Origin of the sequence: Staphylococcus sp. HMSC34C02 (assembly GCF_001838705.1) — a bacterium.
GTDB lineage: Bacteria > Bacillota > Bacilli > Staphylococcales > Staphylococcaceae > Staphylococcus > Staphylococcus borealis.
The window spans coordinates 138,441-153,061 of record NZ_KV838566.1; the positions used below are offsets into that span (position 1 = coordinate 138,441).

Genomic DNA, 14,621 nt, shown 5'->3' on the forward strand with positions numbered 1-14,621 from the left:
TAGCATCATCATATTATTTATGTCCCAGGCTCTTTTTTCATTGATTAGGAGTGATAGCCATCTTTATAGCGATAACAACTTACAAACATTTAACAGCGTCAGATTTACAACATTTTCTTGATATTAGTGAAGGGATTGATGGTTTACTCTTTCGTACCCCTATGTCTAGAGATGAGTTGCGTTCTTTTCTCAACAGATTAATCGCTGCTGGATTCCCTAGAGATAAAATCATTGTCCATAGCGATATCGAATTATTAGAAGCGCTAAATCTTACACGTTTACATTGTCGCGAGATGGACACGTTGGCATTCCACTATAAAGAACACCATCCAGAGGTGCAGGTTAGCATGTCAACGCACTCGGTTGACTCTGTTAAACAGGCTTATCAACATCACTTGGATTACGTCTTTTATGGTCATATATTTCCAACCGCTTCTAAGCCAAATCAGCAACCTAGAACATCGTCCGAAATCAACGATGTATTGCACGTGCCTATCCCGATATATGCCATAGGTGGTATGACGGAAGATACGATACATCAACTGCCGCCTGGCTTTGCAGGTATTTGTGCAATTTCATACTTTATGAACGCATCTTTACAACAAATTCAACATCTACGAAAGGAGTGGTTGAAAGATGCATGACGTTCTTATTATCGGTTCTGGTGTCATCGGAATGTCCATTGCAAGACACCTTAGTCACACGCATCTCGACATCGCAATCGTTGACCGAGATATACCTGGTAAACATGCATCCTATAAAGCTGGTGGCATGTTAGGTGCTCAGAATGAATTTACAGAAGATAGTGATTTATTTCGTCTTGCACTCGAGTCGCGAGACCTCTTTCCTGAATTATGCCAATCTTTACAAGATGAAACGGGCATTGATATTCAATATCAAGCATCTGGATTAATTAAAATTGCGAATCAACCTAGTGATGTAGACCATTTACGTGCACAATATCAATTCCTACATGCATTAGATCACAATGTTGTTGCGCTCTCAGACAATGACTTGGCCGATTTAACGAATGGCAATGTCTCAGCAGCAGACATGGCTATTTATATCCCAAATGATGGACAAATCAATGCGAATCGTTATACGAAAGCATTGTTTAAATCTCTGCAACAACGTCACATTACGCGCTACTTTAATACAGATGTTACTGGCATTCATCGTCAGAATGGCTATTATCAAATCGCATCATCTAAAGGTGATTTATATGCTAAAAAGGTCATCGTTGCAGGTGGTGCATGGTCATCTCAACTATTAAAGCAGTATCAACTGCCACGTGAGGTTGTTGGCGTCAAAGGTGAAGTCCTACTTGTGGAACACGATGATTTACATTTAGATCAAACGGTATTTATGACTAATGGATGTTATGTCGTGCCAAAACAACCAAACCGTTATTTAATTGGTGCTACGAGTGAATTTGATAATTATTCAGTAGGTAATACAACGCAAGGTATTTCCTGGTTGAAACATTATGCAACAGCACGCATTCCTGAACTTGCAAACGCACGTGTACTCAAACAATGGTCTGGCGTACGTCCGTACACAGAGGGTGAACTACCAATTATGGACCAAATTGACGATGGCTTATATATGATTACCGGTCACTATCGTAACGGTATTTTATTATCTCCTGTGATCGGACGTGACATCGCGAATTGGCTATTAACTGGTGTCAAACCAGCTCAATATGAATCTTTCAATGTCTCAAGGAGGTTAAATCATGAAATGTATCATTAATGGTGACACGTTCACGTTCGACTCGGAACAATCGATTCATCAAGTGCTCGAATCACTCGAGTTAGACCCACAACGTGTCATTGTTGAACATAATAAAACATTGATTAAGCAAGATGATTATCATCAACACACTGTGCGTGAAGATGATCAATTAGAATTATTAGAATTTGTTGGAGGCGGATAAAATGTTTAAAATTGGCAATTTAGAATTACACTCTCGTTTGTTATTAGGTACAGGAAAGTTTGAAAATGAAGACATCCAAACTAAAGCGATTAAAGCATCGGAAACAAATGTACTTACGTTCGCAGTTAGACGTATGAACCTGTACGATAAAAATTTACCTAACCCACTTGCAAATATAAATTTAAAAGACTTTATCACTTTTCCAAATACTGCTGGCGCTAAAACAGCTGAAGAAGCAATTCGCATTGCAGAAATTGCTAAACATGCGGGTGTATGTGACATGATTAAAGTAGAAGTTATAGGTGATGATGAAACATTATTACCTGATCCTTTCGAAACCTACGAAGCTTGTAAAGTATTACTTGAGCGCGGTTATATTGTATGTCCTTACATTTCTAACGATGTTGTCTTAGCTAAACGTTTAGAAGATTTAGGTGTGCACGCCGTTATGCCGTTAGCTTCACCTATTGGAACAGGTCGCGGTATTAATAATCAACTGAACTTGAGCTACATTATTAAGAATTCAAATGTACCAGTTATTGTTGATGCAGGTATTGGTTCACCTAAAGATGCATGTCATGCGATGGAATTAGGTGCTGATGGCATCCTTTTAAATACGGCAGTATCAGGTGCGAAAGACCCTGTGAAAATGGCAGAAGCAATGAAGTTAGGCATTCACGCTGGTCGCTTATCTTATGAAGCAGGACGAATTCCAGTAAAATACACTGCCCAAGCATCAAGCCCAACTGAAGGTTTAGGATTCTTATAATGCAGCGATACAATCGGCAAATGAGATTTTCACCGTTTGGTGCGCATGGCCAACATGCTTTATCGGATGCAACGTTGCTTATTTTAGGTGCCGGCGCATTAGGTAGTCATGTTGCTGAACTTCTTGCTCGTATGGGTGCACATCACATCGCAATTGTTGATATGGATATTGTTGAAACATCTAATTTACATCGACAAGCATTGTACACTGAGGCAGATGCATTCAATATGGTGCCTAAAGTACATGCTGTTCAACAACATATCGCAGACATCAATCATCATGTAGATGTACAAACGTATTATCAAGAAATCACTTCATCTAATATTGAAGATATTATCACCGACGTTAAACCCGATATCATCATTGATGGCATGGACCATTTCAAAATCCGCTATCTCATAAATGAAGTATGTCATAAGCACCAAATCCCTTGGGTTTATGGCGCAGCTGTTGGCAATAAAGGAACCGTTTATGGTATTGATTTCAAAGGCCCTTGCCTAAAATGTCTTTTAAAACACATGCCATCCAGTGGTGAGAGTTGTGCGATTAACGGTGTTTTACCTCCTATTATTTCACAAGTGGCGAGTTACGAAGTTTCTGAAGTGCTACGTTACTTATCAGGGGAAGGCTTTTCAAAGAAATTAATTACGATTGATACATGGCAGATCGATTACAAAGCGATGAACGTCGATATATTACAAGACCCTACTTGTGACGTATGTGCCAACCGACACTATTCACTCTTAGAAACAAAACAACAACACCATATTGAAAGTTTATGTGGCCGTACCTACCTTTTCCGATATCAGCCCAATGTCTTTCAACATGCACATCATCTTCCTGGAGCAATTGTGAAGGCCACGTCTTTCGCAAAATTAATTAAAGATGACCATTACGAAATCACTTTATTTAAAGATGGCCGTATGAATGTCTATGGTGTCGAAGATGATGAAGAGGCAACGCAACTCTATCAACACTATTTAAAAGCAATGAAATAACGATTGTCATTAGTTTATACAAGCAATTCATAGTAAATTTTATTATAATGAATTTACTATGAATTTTTTATTTTTGAAATTAAATGGTAAAAATTAATGTGATCGAGATGATTTCGACGCCGTATATGGCTTTCGCAGTTATTGCGTTGTGATGTCTCGAACGCTTCTAAAAGGAGTTCTTATATATAAATGGAACAATTAATTACTGATTTTATTAGTAAATGGGGTTATACAGCCATATTCATTCTTATCTTATTAGAGAATGTATTACCTGTCGTCCCTTCTGAAATTATACTTACGTTTGCTGGTTTGATGTCGGTTAAATCTGGTTTATCTATACCATTCCTATTCTTAATTTCAACAATCGCATCATTTATCGGGTTACTCATCTTGTATTATCTTTGCCGTCTAATTAATGAAGACAGTATTTATCGCTTTGTAGACAAACATGGTAAATGGTTTAAGCTGAAAGGTAAAGATGTTAAGCGCGCTAATGATTGGTTTAAACGTTATGGTGCATGGGCTGTACTGCTATGTCGCTTTATCCCAGTATTACGTGTACTCATCACAATCCCAGCTGGTATTAATAAAATGAATGTTGTTACGTTCGTCGTCTTATCATTATTAGGTACGACAATTTGGAACTTTGCCTTAATCTTACTCGGTCGTATGTTAAGCGGTAGTTTCGACGCCTTAATGGCCGGTTTACACACATACTCATACATTATGTACGTGATTATTATTCTTGCAGTTCTTTACGTGCTTTATAGAATATTCTTTAAAAATAGAAACCGCGTTAAGTAATACGTGAAAGCCTCAGAATCCATTGGTGACTGAGGTTTTTTTGTTTAACAGTCGTATTTTAAGAATTAATTCTGACATTTTAAGCATCACCATTGAAAAAGTGAGGCGTTTTAAAGATAATTAATGTAAGCGGTTTTATAAACGATCTACAATGAATATCAATTCCAAACAGGAGTGAAATACGATGACACAAACGACTGAAAGTGAATTACGAGAGAAGTATTTAGATTTATTATCACAACAATTTGATAGCCCTGAAAAATTAGCAACAGAAATCGTCAATTTAGAGTCGATTTTAGAATTACCAAAAGGCACAGAACATTTCGTCAGTGACCTTCACGGTGAATATGAATCGTTCCAACATGTATTGCGTAATGGCTCTGGTAACGTTCGTTCTAAAATTAATGACCTTTATGCTAAAACATTATCTCAAAAAGAAATTGATGACTTAGCTGCGCTTGTCTATTATCCTGAAGAAAAATTAAAACTCGTTAAAAATAATTTCGACTCAAAAGGTAAATTAAATGTTTGGTATATCACTACAATTGAACAATTAATTGATTTGATTACCTATTGTTCATCAAAATATACACGTTCAAAATTACGTAAAGCATTGCCTAAAGAATATACATATATTGTTGAAGAACTACTTTATAAAAATAACGAATTTAACAATAAGAAATCCTACTATGAAACATTGGTAAATCAAATTATCGAGTTAGAGCAATCAGATGATTTAATTATTGGATTATCCTATAGTATTCAACGTCTTGTCGTTGACCATTTACATGTGGTTGGAGATATTTATGACCGTGGTCCGCAACCTGATAAGATTATGGACACGTTAATCAACTATCACTCTGTTGATATTCAATGGGGGAACCATGATGTTTTATGGATTGGTGCCTATGCAGGTTCTAAAGTCTGTTTAGCTAACCTACTTCGCATATGTGCACGCTATGACAATTTAGACATCATTGAAGATGCTTATGGCATTAATTTACGTCCGTTATTAACACTTGCAGAAGAACATTATAGCGGCAATAATCCATCATTCAAACCGAAGAAACGTCCTGATAAACCAGTTGGCTTATCTAAACTTGAAGAGAGTCAAATCACTAAAATCCATCAAGCGATTGCGATGATTCAATTCAAACTAGAAATGCCAATCATTAAACGTCGTCCTAGCTTTGAAATGGAAGATCGCTTAGTCCTGGAACAGATTAACTATGATACAAATGAAATCACCATTTATGGGAAAACATATCCTTTAAAAGATACATGTTTCAGTACCGTAGACCCAGAAGATCCTGGTAAATTATTACCTGAAGAAGAAGAAGTAATGAATAAATTGTTGCTTTCATTCCAACAATCTGAGAAATTAAAACGTCACATGTCCTTCTTGATGAAGAAAGGCAAACTTTACCTTCCATATAACGGCAATTTACTCATCCATGGCTGTATACCTGTTGATGAACACGGAGAAATGGAGTCGTTTGAAATTGAAGGTGAACAACATAAAGGACGTGACCTATTAGATGTCTTCGAAAGACATGTACGTTACGCCTACGATTACAAAGATATAACAGATGACTTATCTACTGATTTAGTATGGTATCTATGGACTGGTAAATATAGTTCTTTATTTGGTAAAAGAGCCATGACAACATTCGAACGTTACTTTATCGAAGACAAAGCTTCTCATAAAGAGCCTAAAAATCCATATTACTATTTACGAGAAGATGTGGATATGATTCGTAAAATGTTAAAAGACTTTGGCCTTAATCCAGATGAAGGTAGAATCATCAATGGTCATACACCTGTAAAAGAAATAGATGGTGAAGACCCTATTAAAGCAGATGGCAAAATGTTAGTGATCGACGGTGGTTTCTCGAAAGCATATCAAAAAACAACTGGTATTGCTGGCTATACATTACTGTACAATTCATTCGGCATGCAATTAGTCGCTCATCAACATTTCGATTCAAGAGAAAAAGTATTATCAGATGGCGCAGATGAATTATCTGTTCGCCGAGTGGTTGATGAAGAATTGCAACGTAAAAAAATTAGAGATACCAACGATGGTAAAGTACTCCAAGAACAAATCCGCATCTTAAAATTATTAATGCACGATAGATATTTGAACTAACATTTGACTAGACTGCTATACAAAATTATGGGAGTGGGACAGAATTTGTTTTAAATTCATTGTCTCACTCCCTATTAAGCATTATTTAAAAACTCATCATAATCCTTCTCTAATATACATCTCTTAAGATGCCGTATACCCCATGTTCATATTGCGGTATCGGTTTAGTACTCTTATTAAATGACACCACACTACTATCATCAATATGATAAAGAATCATGTCATTATCAGTAATGTTATCGTATGCTTCCGCAGATATTTCAACAATATTTTTATTAGCTATCGTATTATCAAACCATCTTGGACTATGTGATTCATCGAATAAAATGTGATTGCGTAGCGGTCCATTTAAATTATTACGTGCCTGTTCGTCAGTAAAGGACACAGGCATCATACTCACATGATTCAAGCCGAACTCCGGTACCAACTCATTAAAAGCTAAACTATTAAAAATAAATGACTTGGTCATTAATAAACATTTATTGTAACGAATTAAATCTGCATATATTCGATCACTACTTGATAATAGATTCCCTTTAAACACCTCAAAGCCAAGTTCTTCCGCTTTATCTGATGTATTCTCAAATAGATTAAATACCATAACTGGTATATCATGTTCACGCAGTTTTGTACCTAAGTGGAATGAGAATTCACTCTCACCAACGATGATGACACCTGGTGGTTCCGTACTTGCTAGACCAAACAACTTGCTTAAAGGAATAAAGCTAAATCCATATATAACTACCGTAATAAACACAAGACCAAAGGTTACAGGCGTAATATAACTCGCCATTCTAGCATGGTTATCTAGAAATAACCCACTAAAGAATTGCGCAACAGTTAAAACAACAATCCCTCGTGGTGCCATTAAAGCAACAATCGCACGTTCTCTTTTCGTGATTTCTGTACCTATCGTTGATAGTAACACTGATATCGGACGTACCAAGACAATCATTGCAATCGCAAAGACCACTAATTGCCATGATAAAACATCCATTAATACCGATGATGTTAATGATGATGTAATTAAAATAAAGACAGTCGATACAAGAATAGAGGATGCATTTTCAATGAAATGATCTGACTCCTTGTAAATTAAATCATGTCTCTTATAACGCGCCATCATTAAACCAAAAATTGTTACGGCTAATAGGCCTGATTCTTGTAATATTTGATCACAAATACTGAATACTAACAGAATAAACACTAACTGAATCGAAGGCATCAAATTCTGCGGGATGAAATCACGTTGGATTAACCAATTGAAAATGTATGATGCGCCAAAGCCGATAATGGCTGTTGCTATAATTTTCAAAATGAAAATTAAAATGACTTGAACACCGAAGCCCTGTTCAAATATTTGATAAATATAAAACGCAGTTAATGCAAGTATAGGACCAATAGGATCTAAGATAATGCTTTCCCATCTTAAAATAGAATCTACGCTCTTACGCACTTTCGCTTGTTTTAACAATGGCTGGATCACAGTTGGGCCAGTAATTAAGAATAACCCGCCCATCACAACCGCTACAGCAATTGGGAAATCTAAAATTTTATGTAATGCAATCGCACCGAGCACCCAAGCGATAGCTGCGCCGATGGTAATAATTCGAATAACCGCTTTAGAAATGCCTCTTAATTCACGAAAATCCAAATTACTACTGCCTTCGAATAGGATTACCGCTACAGCTAATGACACGATAGGACTAAAGACCTCAGCCCCCAATGTTTCTTGAGGGTTTGCCAGTCCCAAGATTGGCCCAATGAGTAAGCCGACAATCGACATCACTACAATGGATGGCCACTTAATTTGCGTCGCTAACCATTGGCTAAATATACCTAACGCTAAAAATAGCACAATGATTAACATAACAGGTAAATCTAATGACATACCTACACCTTCCCCAATAAGAATCAACTTTTTTCAATACTGTGTCATACTATCAAACTTTGGTTACACCTGCATTACCAATTTATAAACAAGTTGTTAATGCCTTTGTCGGACACACAATGTTCACTTCGGGTAAACTTTCCTATTTATTTCTAACCTCATTTCGTCTAAAATAGATAATTGCGTTTAAACTATATGAATTAAGTAATGATTTGAAAGGAAATTTTAATTGTGCAACTTTTTAAAGAGACTATAATGGTAGCTTTCGCATTTGTGGGTGTTGTCGTTGGGGCTGGCTTTGCGACTGGTCAAGAAATATTTCAGTTCTTCACGAGTCATGGTAGCTATAGTATTGCTGGTATTATCGTTACGGGGTTAATCATTACGCTAGCGGGCGTCTTCGTCTTAAACACTGGCTTTACGATTCAATCTCATAACCATTCAGAGTCTATTCAATATTATTTACATCCAATGATTGCACGTATTTTTGATATTATTTTAACTTTATTTTTATTCTCTTTAGCGATGATTATGACTGCAGGTGGGGCCTCAACCATACATGAAAGTTTCGGATTACCTTATTGGTTAAGTTCATTGCTATTAGTATTATTTATTCTAATGACACTGTTTCTTAAATTTGAACGTCTGATTACCGTCTTAGGTATGGTGACACCCTTCCTAGTCATTGTTGTTTCTATTATCGCCATCTATTATTTTATAACAGGAGATGTTAATTTTAGTGCAGCGAACCGCTTCAATAAACAACACGGTTTATCACTCGGTTGGTGGTTTGATGGATTAAACTATGCCAGCCTACAAATCGCAGCCGCATTTAGTTTTTTAAGTGTAATGGGCGGTCGCATGCAACATCGTCAGTCGGCGTTATGGGGTGGCATCTTAGGCGGTATCATCATTACATTACTACTATTGATGATTAATCTAGGGCTCGTTACAGAATTTGAACACATTCACTCTGTTGCATTGCCAACGCTACTACTGGCTAATCATATTTCACCGTTATTAGGTACAATGATGTCGATTATAATGATTTTAGTTATCTATAATACAATTGTTGGTCTTATGTATGCTTTTGCATCGCGTTTTACAGAGCCATTCACCAAAGGGTACTTTGTACTCATCATTGCGATGGCTATCGTTACATTTATATGTACATTTATCGGCTTTATTTCTTTAATCGGAAAAGTCTTCCCTATCATGGGATTATTTGGTTTCATACTCCTTATCCCAATTTTGTATCAAGGTTTTAAACACGTCGTATTATCAAAATAATTGAAAATACATTGAAAGAGACTCAAAGACGTTAGCCATACATCTTTGAGTCTTGTTTCATTATGAATTCAGAATTTCTTGTCCTTGCATTAATCCTGCTTGTGTAATTTCATGGCTGTTCACCCATACTTCAGTAACATGTGCGCCCTGTTGTTTAAATAAATTCATCACATGCGTACTCTGATCCATTGAAACAATTGGATCATGTTTGCCCATAGATAATAATACTTCTACGTCACTCATATCTTTCGATGTGGTTACTTCAATGGGATACAGTGGCGCAAATAGCAAGGTTTTTTTAAATGGTGCTGTGTCTCGTAACATTAAGTTAATCGCAATATTAGCGCCGTTAGAGAACCCAACTAAGACTGTTGTAGTCAAATCAAAATGATAACGTTCAGCGGCATCATATATAAAATCTAACAACCGTTGACCACGATAGTCTAAATCTTCTTCATCGTAAACACCTTCTGCAAGGCGTTTGAAATAACGATTCATACCATTTTCATTAATTTCTCCGCGAATACCTAATAGATTATAATCAGGATTTAAAGCTGTGCCGAGTGGAATCAGATCTGTTTCATCCCCACCAGTTCCGTGTAACAGTATTAATGTCGGTGCATTATCTTTACCTGGTCTATAAATATGTTCCATCAATCCACGCTCCTTATTTTTCATTTAGTCTTAACGGTGTTAATTGAGATTCAATGTCGTATCGTCTATCCTCGTAAAATGGTGGTAGCTGTAGTTGTTTACCTAACTCATCTACATCTTCATCGATCATAAAGCCAGGACCAGCAGTCGCAAATTCAAAGATTAATTTGCCAGGCTCTTTCATGTAAATCGCATGGAAATAAAATCGTTCTTTCACATCCGTCACATGCATCCCTTTATCTAGAAGATAGTCACGCCATTGTACATGTACCTCGTCATTTGGGACTGACCACGCAATATGATGGAAGGTGCCACCACCCCAACGTACAGGTTGTGGGTTTATAAATTTCTGAATAATAATTTGATGATGCACACTACCCACAGTTTGATACTGTACATTGTCATCTGTTTCTTGAATGTATTCTAGTCCCAAATCATCACGTAGTAATGCTTCTGTTGCTTGTGGGTCAGCTGATAACATCGTGACACCGTGAAATCCTATGATGTCATTGTTCGCATGTGTTTCATGACTTTCAACCATTGCTAATGTCAATCCATGACGATCTTCAAATTCCAATGTGGCTTGATTGAAAGTGACCGTCTGACGGGTTTGGATACCATTCGCATGTAATTTCATTTCCCAATGCGCCATACTATCTTTCGGTATGCTAAACGCTAATCGCCCAACTTGACCTGAACCAATACGCCCTCTATAACGATTTGGCCAATTAAAGAAAGTAAGCACCATATCTTGTTGTGCTTTGTGATTTGAGAAATACAAATGATACGTTGACGTATCATCAAAATTTACTGTCTGTTTAATTAACGATAAGTTTAATACATTCGTATAGAAATCGTACGTCTCTTGCGCATCGCCAACAATCGCCGAAATATGATGAATATGTGTAATAGGTTCCATCAGTAAATCCCTCCTTAGTTATCACTTTTCCCCGTAGTATCAAAAGGTCGTACTTGAGATTCGATTGCCTCTCTTTGTTCCTCTAAGAATGGTGGTAATGATAATTTTTCACCTAGCGTCTCATATGGTTCATCTTCCATAAATCCAGGACCATCAGTAGAAATTTCCAACAAGATGTGGCCTAGACGTGCGTATAAGGCTTCAAAATAAAAGCGATCTACTAAACCAGAATGAGGAATACCTATGTCATTATAATTGTGCAACCATTGTTCAATCGCTTGATGATCTTTAACCCTAAATGATACATGATGTACTTCACCATATCCTTGAACAGCAACCGGGCCATCTTCATCTCTTCTTAGAATCACTTGACCACCATTACCACCGTCACCAACTTCGAGCAATGCTACATTGTCTTCATCTATGATTGTTCGCATGCCATAAACACGTTCTAACAAACGCTTGAAATCATCAAAGTAGCTCACCGTAATTTCGATTGGTCCTAAACCATAAATCGCTTTATCCTCAGGAACCGGGCCGTTCTTCCAAGGTTTGCCAGGTGACACGCCGCTATCGCCCTCATCAGATACTAATTGATAATCTTGTCCATCTGCTTCTTGAAAAGGCAATACCTTCTTACCTAATATGTCTTGGATTCCTTCATGCTTCACACCAAACGCATCAAAACGTTTCATATAATAGGTTAGTGCCTCATCATTTGGCACACGGAATGATGGTTTCGTAATCGAATTTGTCCCCTTACGTCCTTGTGGTATACCAGGAAAGTCAAAGAATGTCATATCAGTACCTGCTGACCCTTCATCATCTGCAAAAAAGGTGTGATACGTTTGAATATCATCTTGGTTTACCGTCTTCTTAACAAGTCTCATACTAAGTACTTCTGTAAAAAATTTATAGTTACGTTCAGCATCATCTGTAATCGCCGTTACGTGATGAATACCTAACAAATTAGTGTCTGTCATAAGTCACCCTCCATTTATTTCGATTTCGAGATAATTTAAGTTAAAAAATTAAAGTGCACAGGCTTACACTTCTGTTGTTTGTGCACTTAATTTTTTGAATGCTTGTTGAATCGTCATCAATTCTTCTTCTGATAGAACAGAAAACGCTTGTTCTAACGTAGCAGCATGTTGCGGGAAAATGTCTGCCATAAATTGTTGCCCTTTGTCGGTAAGCGTTGCATTATATACGCGCTTATCTGATGGGTCTTTGTCACGCGTAATCCAACCCTTCTCTTCTAATTGACTCACTACGTATGAAATACTACTACTTGCGATGAGCACCCTTTCTCTAATACGTTGAATCGGTTGTGGGCCTTTACTATAAAGTAATTCTAATACTGCGAATTCTGTGACATTCAGTCCATAGTTTTTCACATCTTGTTGTACGATTTTTTCTAATCTATCTAATGCTCTATTAAGACCAATAAATGCTTTCAATGAATGTTCCGTGCGATCCATTAACGCACCACCTTTAATTTATTTCGATTTCGAGATAAATTGTACACGTATTTCAACTTATCGTCAATATGTTAGTTTTATTATAAATTTATGCGCGTTTGATTACTCTCTTTTTCAAAAAGAAATAAGCATGGAAATGGTAGTTACAGGGAATACTAATGACTGTTTTTAATGATTTAATGCTTTATCTAATGCTTTAATGTTCTTCTTCATGATTGATTGGAAAGTTAGATCTTTATCGTTAGCTTGTTCTTTTGATAATACAGACAAATTATTAAAACTTAATGGTTCTGCATTAGTCTCGTCACGAATCACATCCGTTATCTTAGAAGTAATATTTTGTTCATAGAGTATATAGGGTTGCTTCGATTGATTAATTTGTTTAATAAGTGCAAGAATATCCTTTTGGCTTGGTTCTTCATTATTCATACCACTTACCCCTTCTTGTTGGAAGTGGTAACGTGCTGCTAAATAACCTAATGAATCATGCGAAATAATAACTTTATGCCTTTTAGGATGTTCAGTAATTACTTTTAATTTTTGATCTAAATCTGTTAAGTCTTGATTTAATTTTTTAAAATTCTGTTCATAATAGGCTTTGTGTTGAGGGTCTCTTTTGACTAAATCATTCTTAATTTTTTCTGCAAAATGCTTATCTAGTACTGGGTCTAGCCAAACATGTGGATCATGACTGCCCACTTCATGATTATGTTGATGTTCGTGTTCATCATGATCATGGTCTTCTTCAAGTAATGTATGGTGGTTTAAATCAGACGCGACGGCTAATTTCATATCATTATTCGTCATTGATTCTGTAATCGTCTTAGCAACTGGATCTAGGTCGTCACTTGAATAGATAAACACATCACTTTTCGCAATATTAATCATATCTCTTTGTGTTGGTTCATATGTATGCGTGTCTGCACCCGGAGGATAAATCGTATCAACATTGACGTATTTGCCACCAATTTGTTTAGTGAAACTTTCAAATGCAAATACGGTAGTATAAATATTTAATTTATTATCCGTTGAAATATCTTTCTTTTTGGCACTCGAATATTGTTCTGTGCTACAAGCCGTTACAGTCATACAGAGACACAAAACAATAAAGAAATAGATTATCCTCTTCACACAGACCCCTCCAAGACGTAGCAAATTCGTTTACAACTATAGCTTTAATAATGTAATAATGCAATATTTATATTTATTATATATTTTGTATTTTAATATTTAGTTCATGCATGTTTCGGATTGCTTCAAAAGTGATACATATAAATATGACATTATTAAAGGAGTGACGTTATATGGCACTAGACATTAAACAAGGTAACCAACAATTCTATGTTGGAGAAGATGAACACAATGCGCAAGCAGTCATTACGTTTAAACAAGTAGATAATAATGAAATTGATATTGATCACACTGGCGTTGCAGATGAACTAGGTGGACAAGGTTTAGGCAAACAATTAGTTGAAGCTGTCGTCAATTATGCAAGAGAAAACAACTTAAAAATCATCGCATCTTGTCCATTTGCGAAAAATGTATTAGAAAAAAATGAAGATTATCAAGATGTTTATCTAGGATAATCCACTGCAAATATAACGACGCGCACATAAGCGTTCACGCACATTAAATCGATACAGAGCTTTTAGGCTATAATCAGGCTTGTATAGTGAGCCTGGGACATAAATAATAAGATGATGCTATTTTGCAAATTCGCAGTAGCTGAC

General features: G+C 36.4%; 15 protein-coding genes. 9 read left to right on the forward strand and 6 right to left on the reverse strand.

From position 1 onward, the window contains the following. Positions 1-53: 53 nt before the first annotated feature. The 7 genes from HMPREF3239_RS03450 to HMPREF3239_RS03480 all read left to right on the forward strand — a co-directional run bounded on the left by HMPREF3239_RS03450 (position 54) and on the right by HMPREF3239_RS03480 (position 6,656). A complete protein-coding gene (locus HMPREF3239_RS03450; protein WP_176747940.1) occupies positions 54-644 on the forward strand; it encodes a thiamine phosphate synthase in 591 nt (196 codons plus the stop codon). Then, positions 637-1,752, forward strand: a complete 1,116-nt coding sequence (gene thiO / locus HMPREF3239_RS03455) for a glycine oxidase ThiO (RefSeq protein WP_070854722.1) — start codon at positions 637-639, stop codon at positions 1,750-1,752. Before HMPREF3239_RS03450 ends, thiO begins: the two co-directional genes overlap by 8 nt. Next, positions 1,736-1,936 carry a sulfur carrier protein ThiS gene (gene thiS, locus HMPREF3239_RS03460; RefSeq protein WP_053028784.1) on the forward strand — a complete coding sequence of 67 codons (201 nt, stop codon included), beginning with the start codon at positions 1,736-1,738 and terminating at the stop codon, positions 1,934-1,936. The genes thiO and thiS overlap by 17 nt, the downstream gene beginning before the upstream one ends. Before the next feature lies 1 nt (position 1,937). After that, entirely contained in the window at positions 1,938-2,705 is a 768-nt protein-coding gene (locus HMPREF3239_RS03465; protein WP_053028785.1) for a thiazole synthase, read from the forward strand. Further along, entirely contained in the window at positions 2,705-3,703 is a 999-nt protein-coding gene (locus HMPREF3239_RS03470) for a ThiF family adenylyltransferase (RefSeq protein WP_070854723.1), read from the forward strand. The genes HMPREF3239_RS03465 and HMPREF3239_RS03470 overlap by 1 nt, the downstream gene beginning before the upstream one ends. A 189-nt stretch (positions 3,704-3,892) precedes the next feature. Further along, positions 3,893-4,507, forward strand: coding sequence for an undecaprenyl phosphate transporter UptA (locus HMPREF3239_RS03475; protein ID WP_053028787.1), 615 nt, complete (start codon positions 3,893-3,895; stop codon positions 4,505-4,507). Between the two features lie 184 nt (positions 4,508-4,691). Continuing rightward, complete coding sequence (locus HMPREF3239_RS03480; protein ID WP_070854724.1) at positions 4,692-6,656, forward strand: fructose-bisphosphatase class III; 1,965 nt, start codon at positions 4,692-4,694, stop codon at positions 6,654-6,656. 109 nt (positions 6,657-6,765) lie between these two features. On the opposite strand, the gene HMPREF3239_RS03485 is transcribed toward HMPREF3239_RS03480, so the two are convergent. Further along, positions 6,766-8,547 (reverse strand): cation:proton antiporter, encoded by a 1,782-nt coding sequence (locus tag HMPREF3239_RS03485; RefSeq protein ID WP_070854725.1) that lies wholly within the window; start codon positions 8,545-8,547, stop codon positions 6,766-6,768. A gap of 255 nt (positions 8,548-8,802) precedes the next feature. Here HMPREF3239_RS03485 and HMPREF3239_RS03490 point away from each other — a divergent pair, with 255 nt between their 5' ends. Next, a complete protein-coding gene (locus tag HMPREF3239_RS03490) occupies positions 8,803-9,837 on the forward strand; it encodes a YkvI family membrane protein (RefSeq protein WP_371106757.1) in 1,035 nt (344 codons plus the stop codon). Positions 9,838-9,897: 60 nt separating this feature from the next. Here HMPREF3239_RS03490 and HMPREF3239_RS03495 read toward each other — a convergent pair whose 3' ends face one another. From HMPREF3239_RS03495 to HMPREF3239_RS03515, 5 genes are all read right to left on the reverse strand, one after another. Next, positions 9,898-10,491 carry a methylhydroquinone degradation carboxylesterase MhqD gene (locus tag HMPREF3239_RS03495; protein ID WP_070854727.1) on the reverse strand — a complete coding sequence of 198 codons (594 nt, stop codon included), beginning with the start codon at positions 10,489-10,491 and terminating at the stop codon, positions 9,898-9,900. Between the two features lie 13 nt (positions 10,492-10,504). Then, entirely contained in the window at positions 10,505-11,410 is a 906-nt protein-coding gene (locus HMPREF3239_RS03500) for a VOC family protein (RefSeq protein WP_070854728.1), read from the reverse strand. A 14-nt stretch (positions 11,411-11,424) separates the two neighbouring features. Continuing rightward, on the reverse strand, positions 11,425-12,393 hold the full coding sequence (locus tag HMPREF3239_RS03505; RefSeq protein WP_070854729.1) for a ring-cleaving dioxygenase MhqE: 969 nt from the start codon (positions 12,391-12,393) through the stop codon (positions 11,425-11,427). A 63-nt stretch (positions 12,394-12,456) separates the two neighbouring features. After that, positions 12,457-12,891, reverse strand: coding sequence for a MarR family transcriptional regulator MhqR (locus HMPREF3239_RS03510; RefSeq protein WP_053028795.1), 435 nt, complete (start codon positions 12,889-12,891; stop codon positions 12,457-12,459). Between the two features lie 168 nt (positions 12,892-13,059). After that, the gene (locus HMPREF3239_RS03515; RefSeq protein ID WP_070854730.1) at positions 13,060-14,022 is read right to left on the reverse strand and encodes a metal ABC transporter solute-binding protein, Zn/Mn family; all 963 of its coding nucleotides are present in this window, start codon (positions 14,020-14,022) and stop codon (positions 13,060-13,062) included. Positions 14,023-14,195: 173 nt separating this feature from the next. On the opposite strand from HMPREF3239_RS03515, the gene HMPREF3239_RS03520 reads away from it, so the two are divergent. Further along, a complete protein-coding gene (locus HMPREF3239_RS03520; RefSeq protein WP_070854731.1) occupies positions 14,196-14,477 on the forward strand; it encodes a GNAT family N-acetyltransferase in 282 nt (93 codons plus the stop codon). Positions 14,478-14,621: the final 144 nt, after the last annotated feature.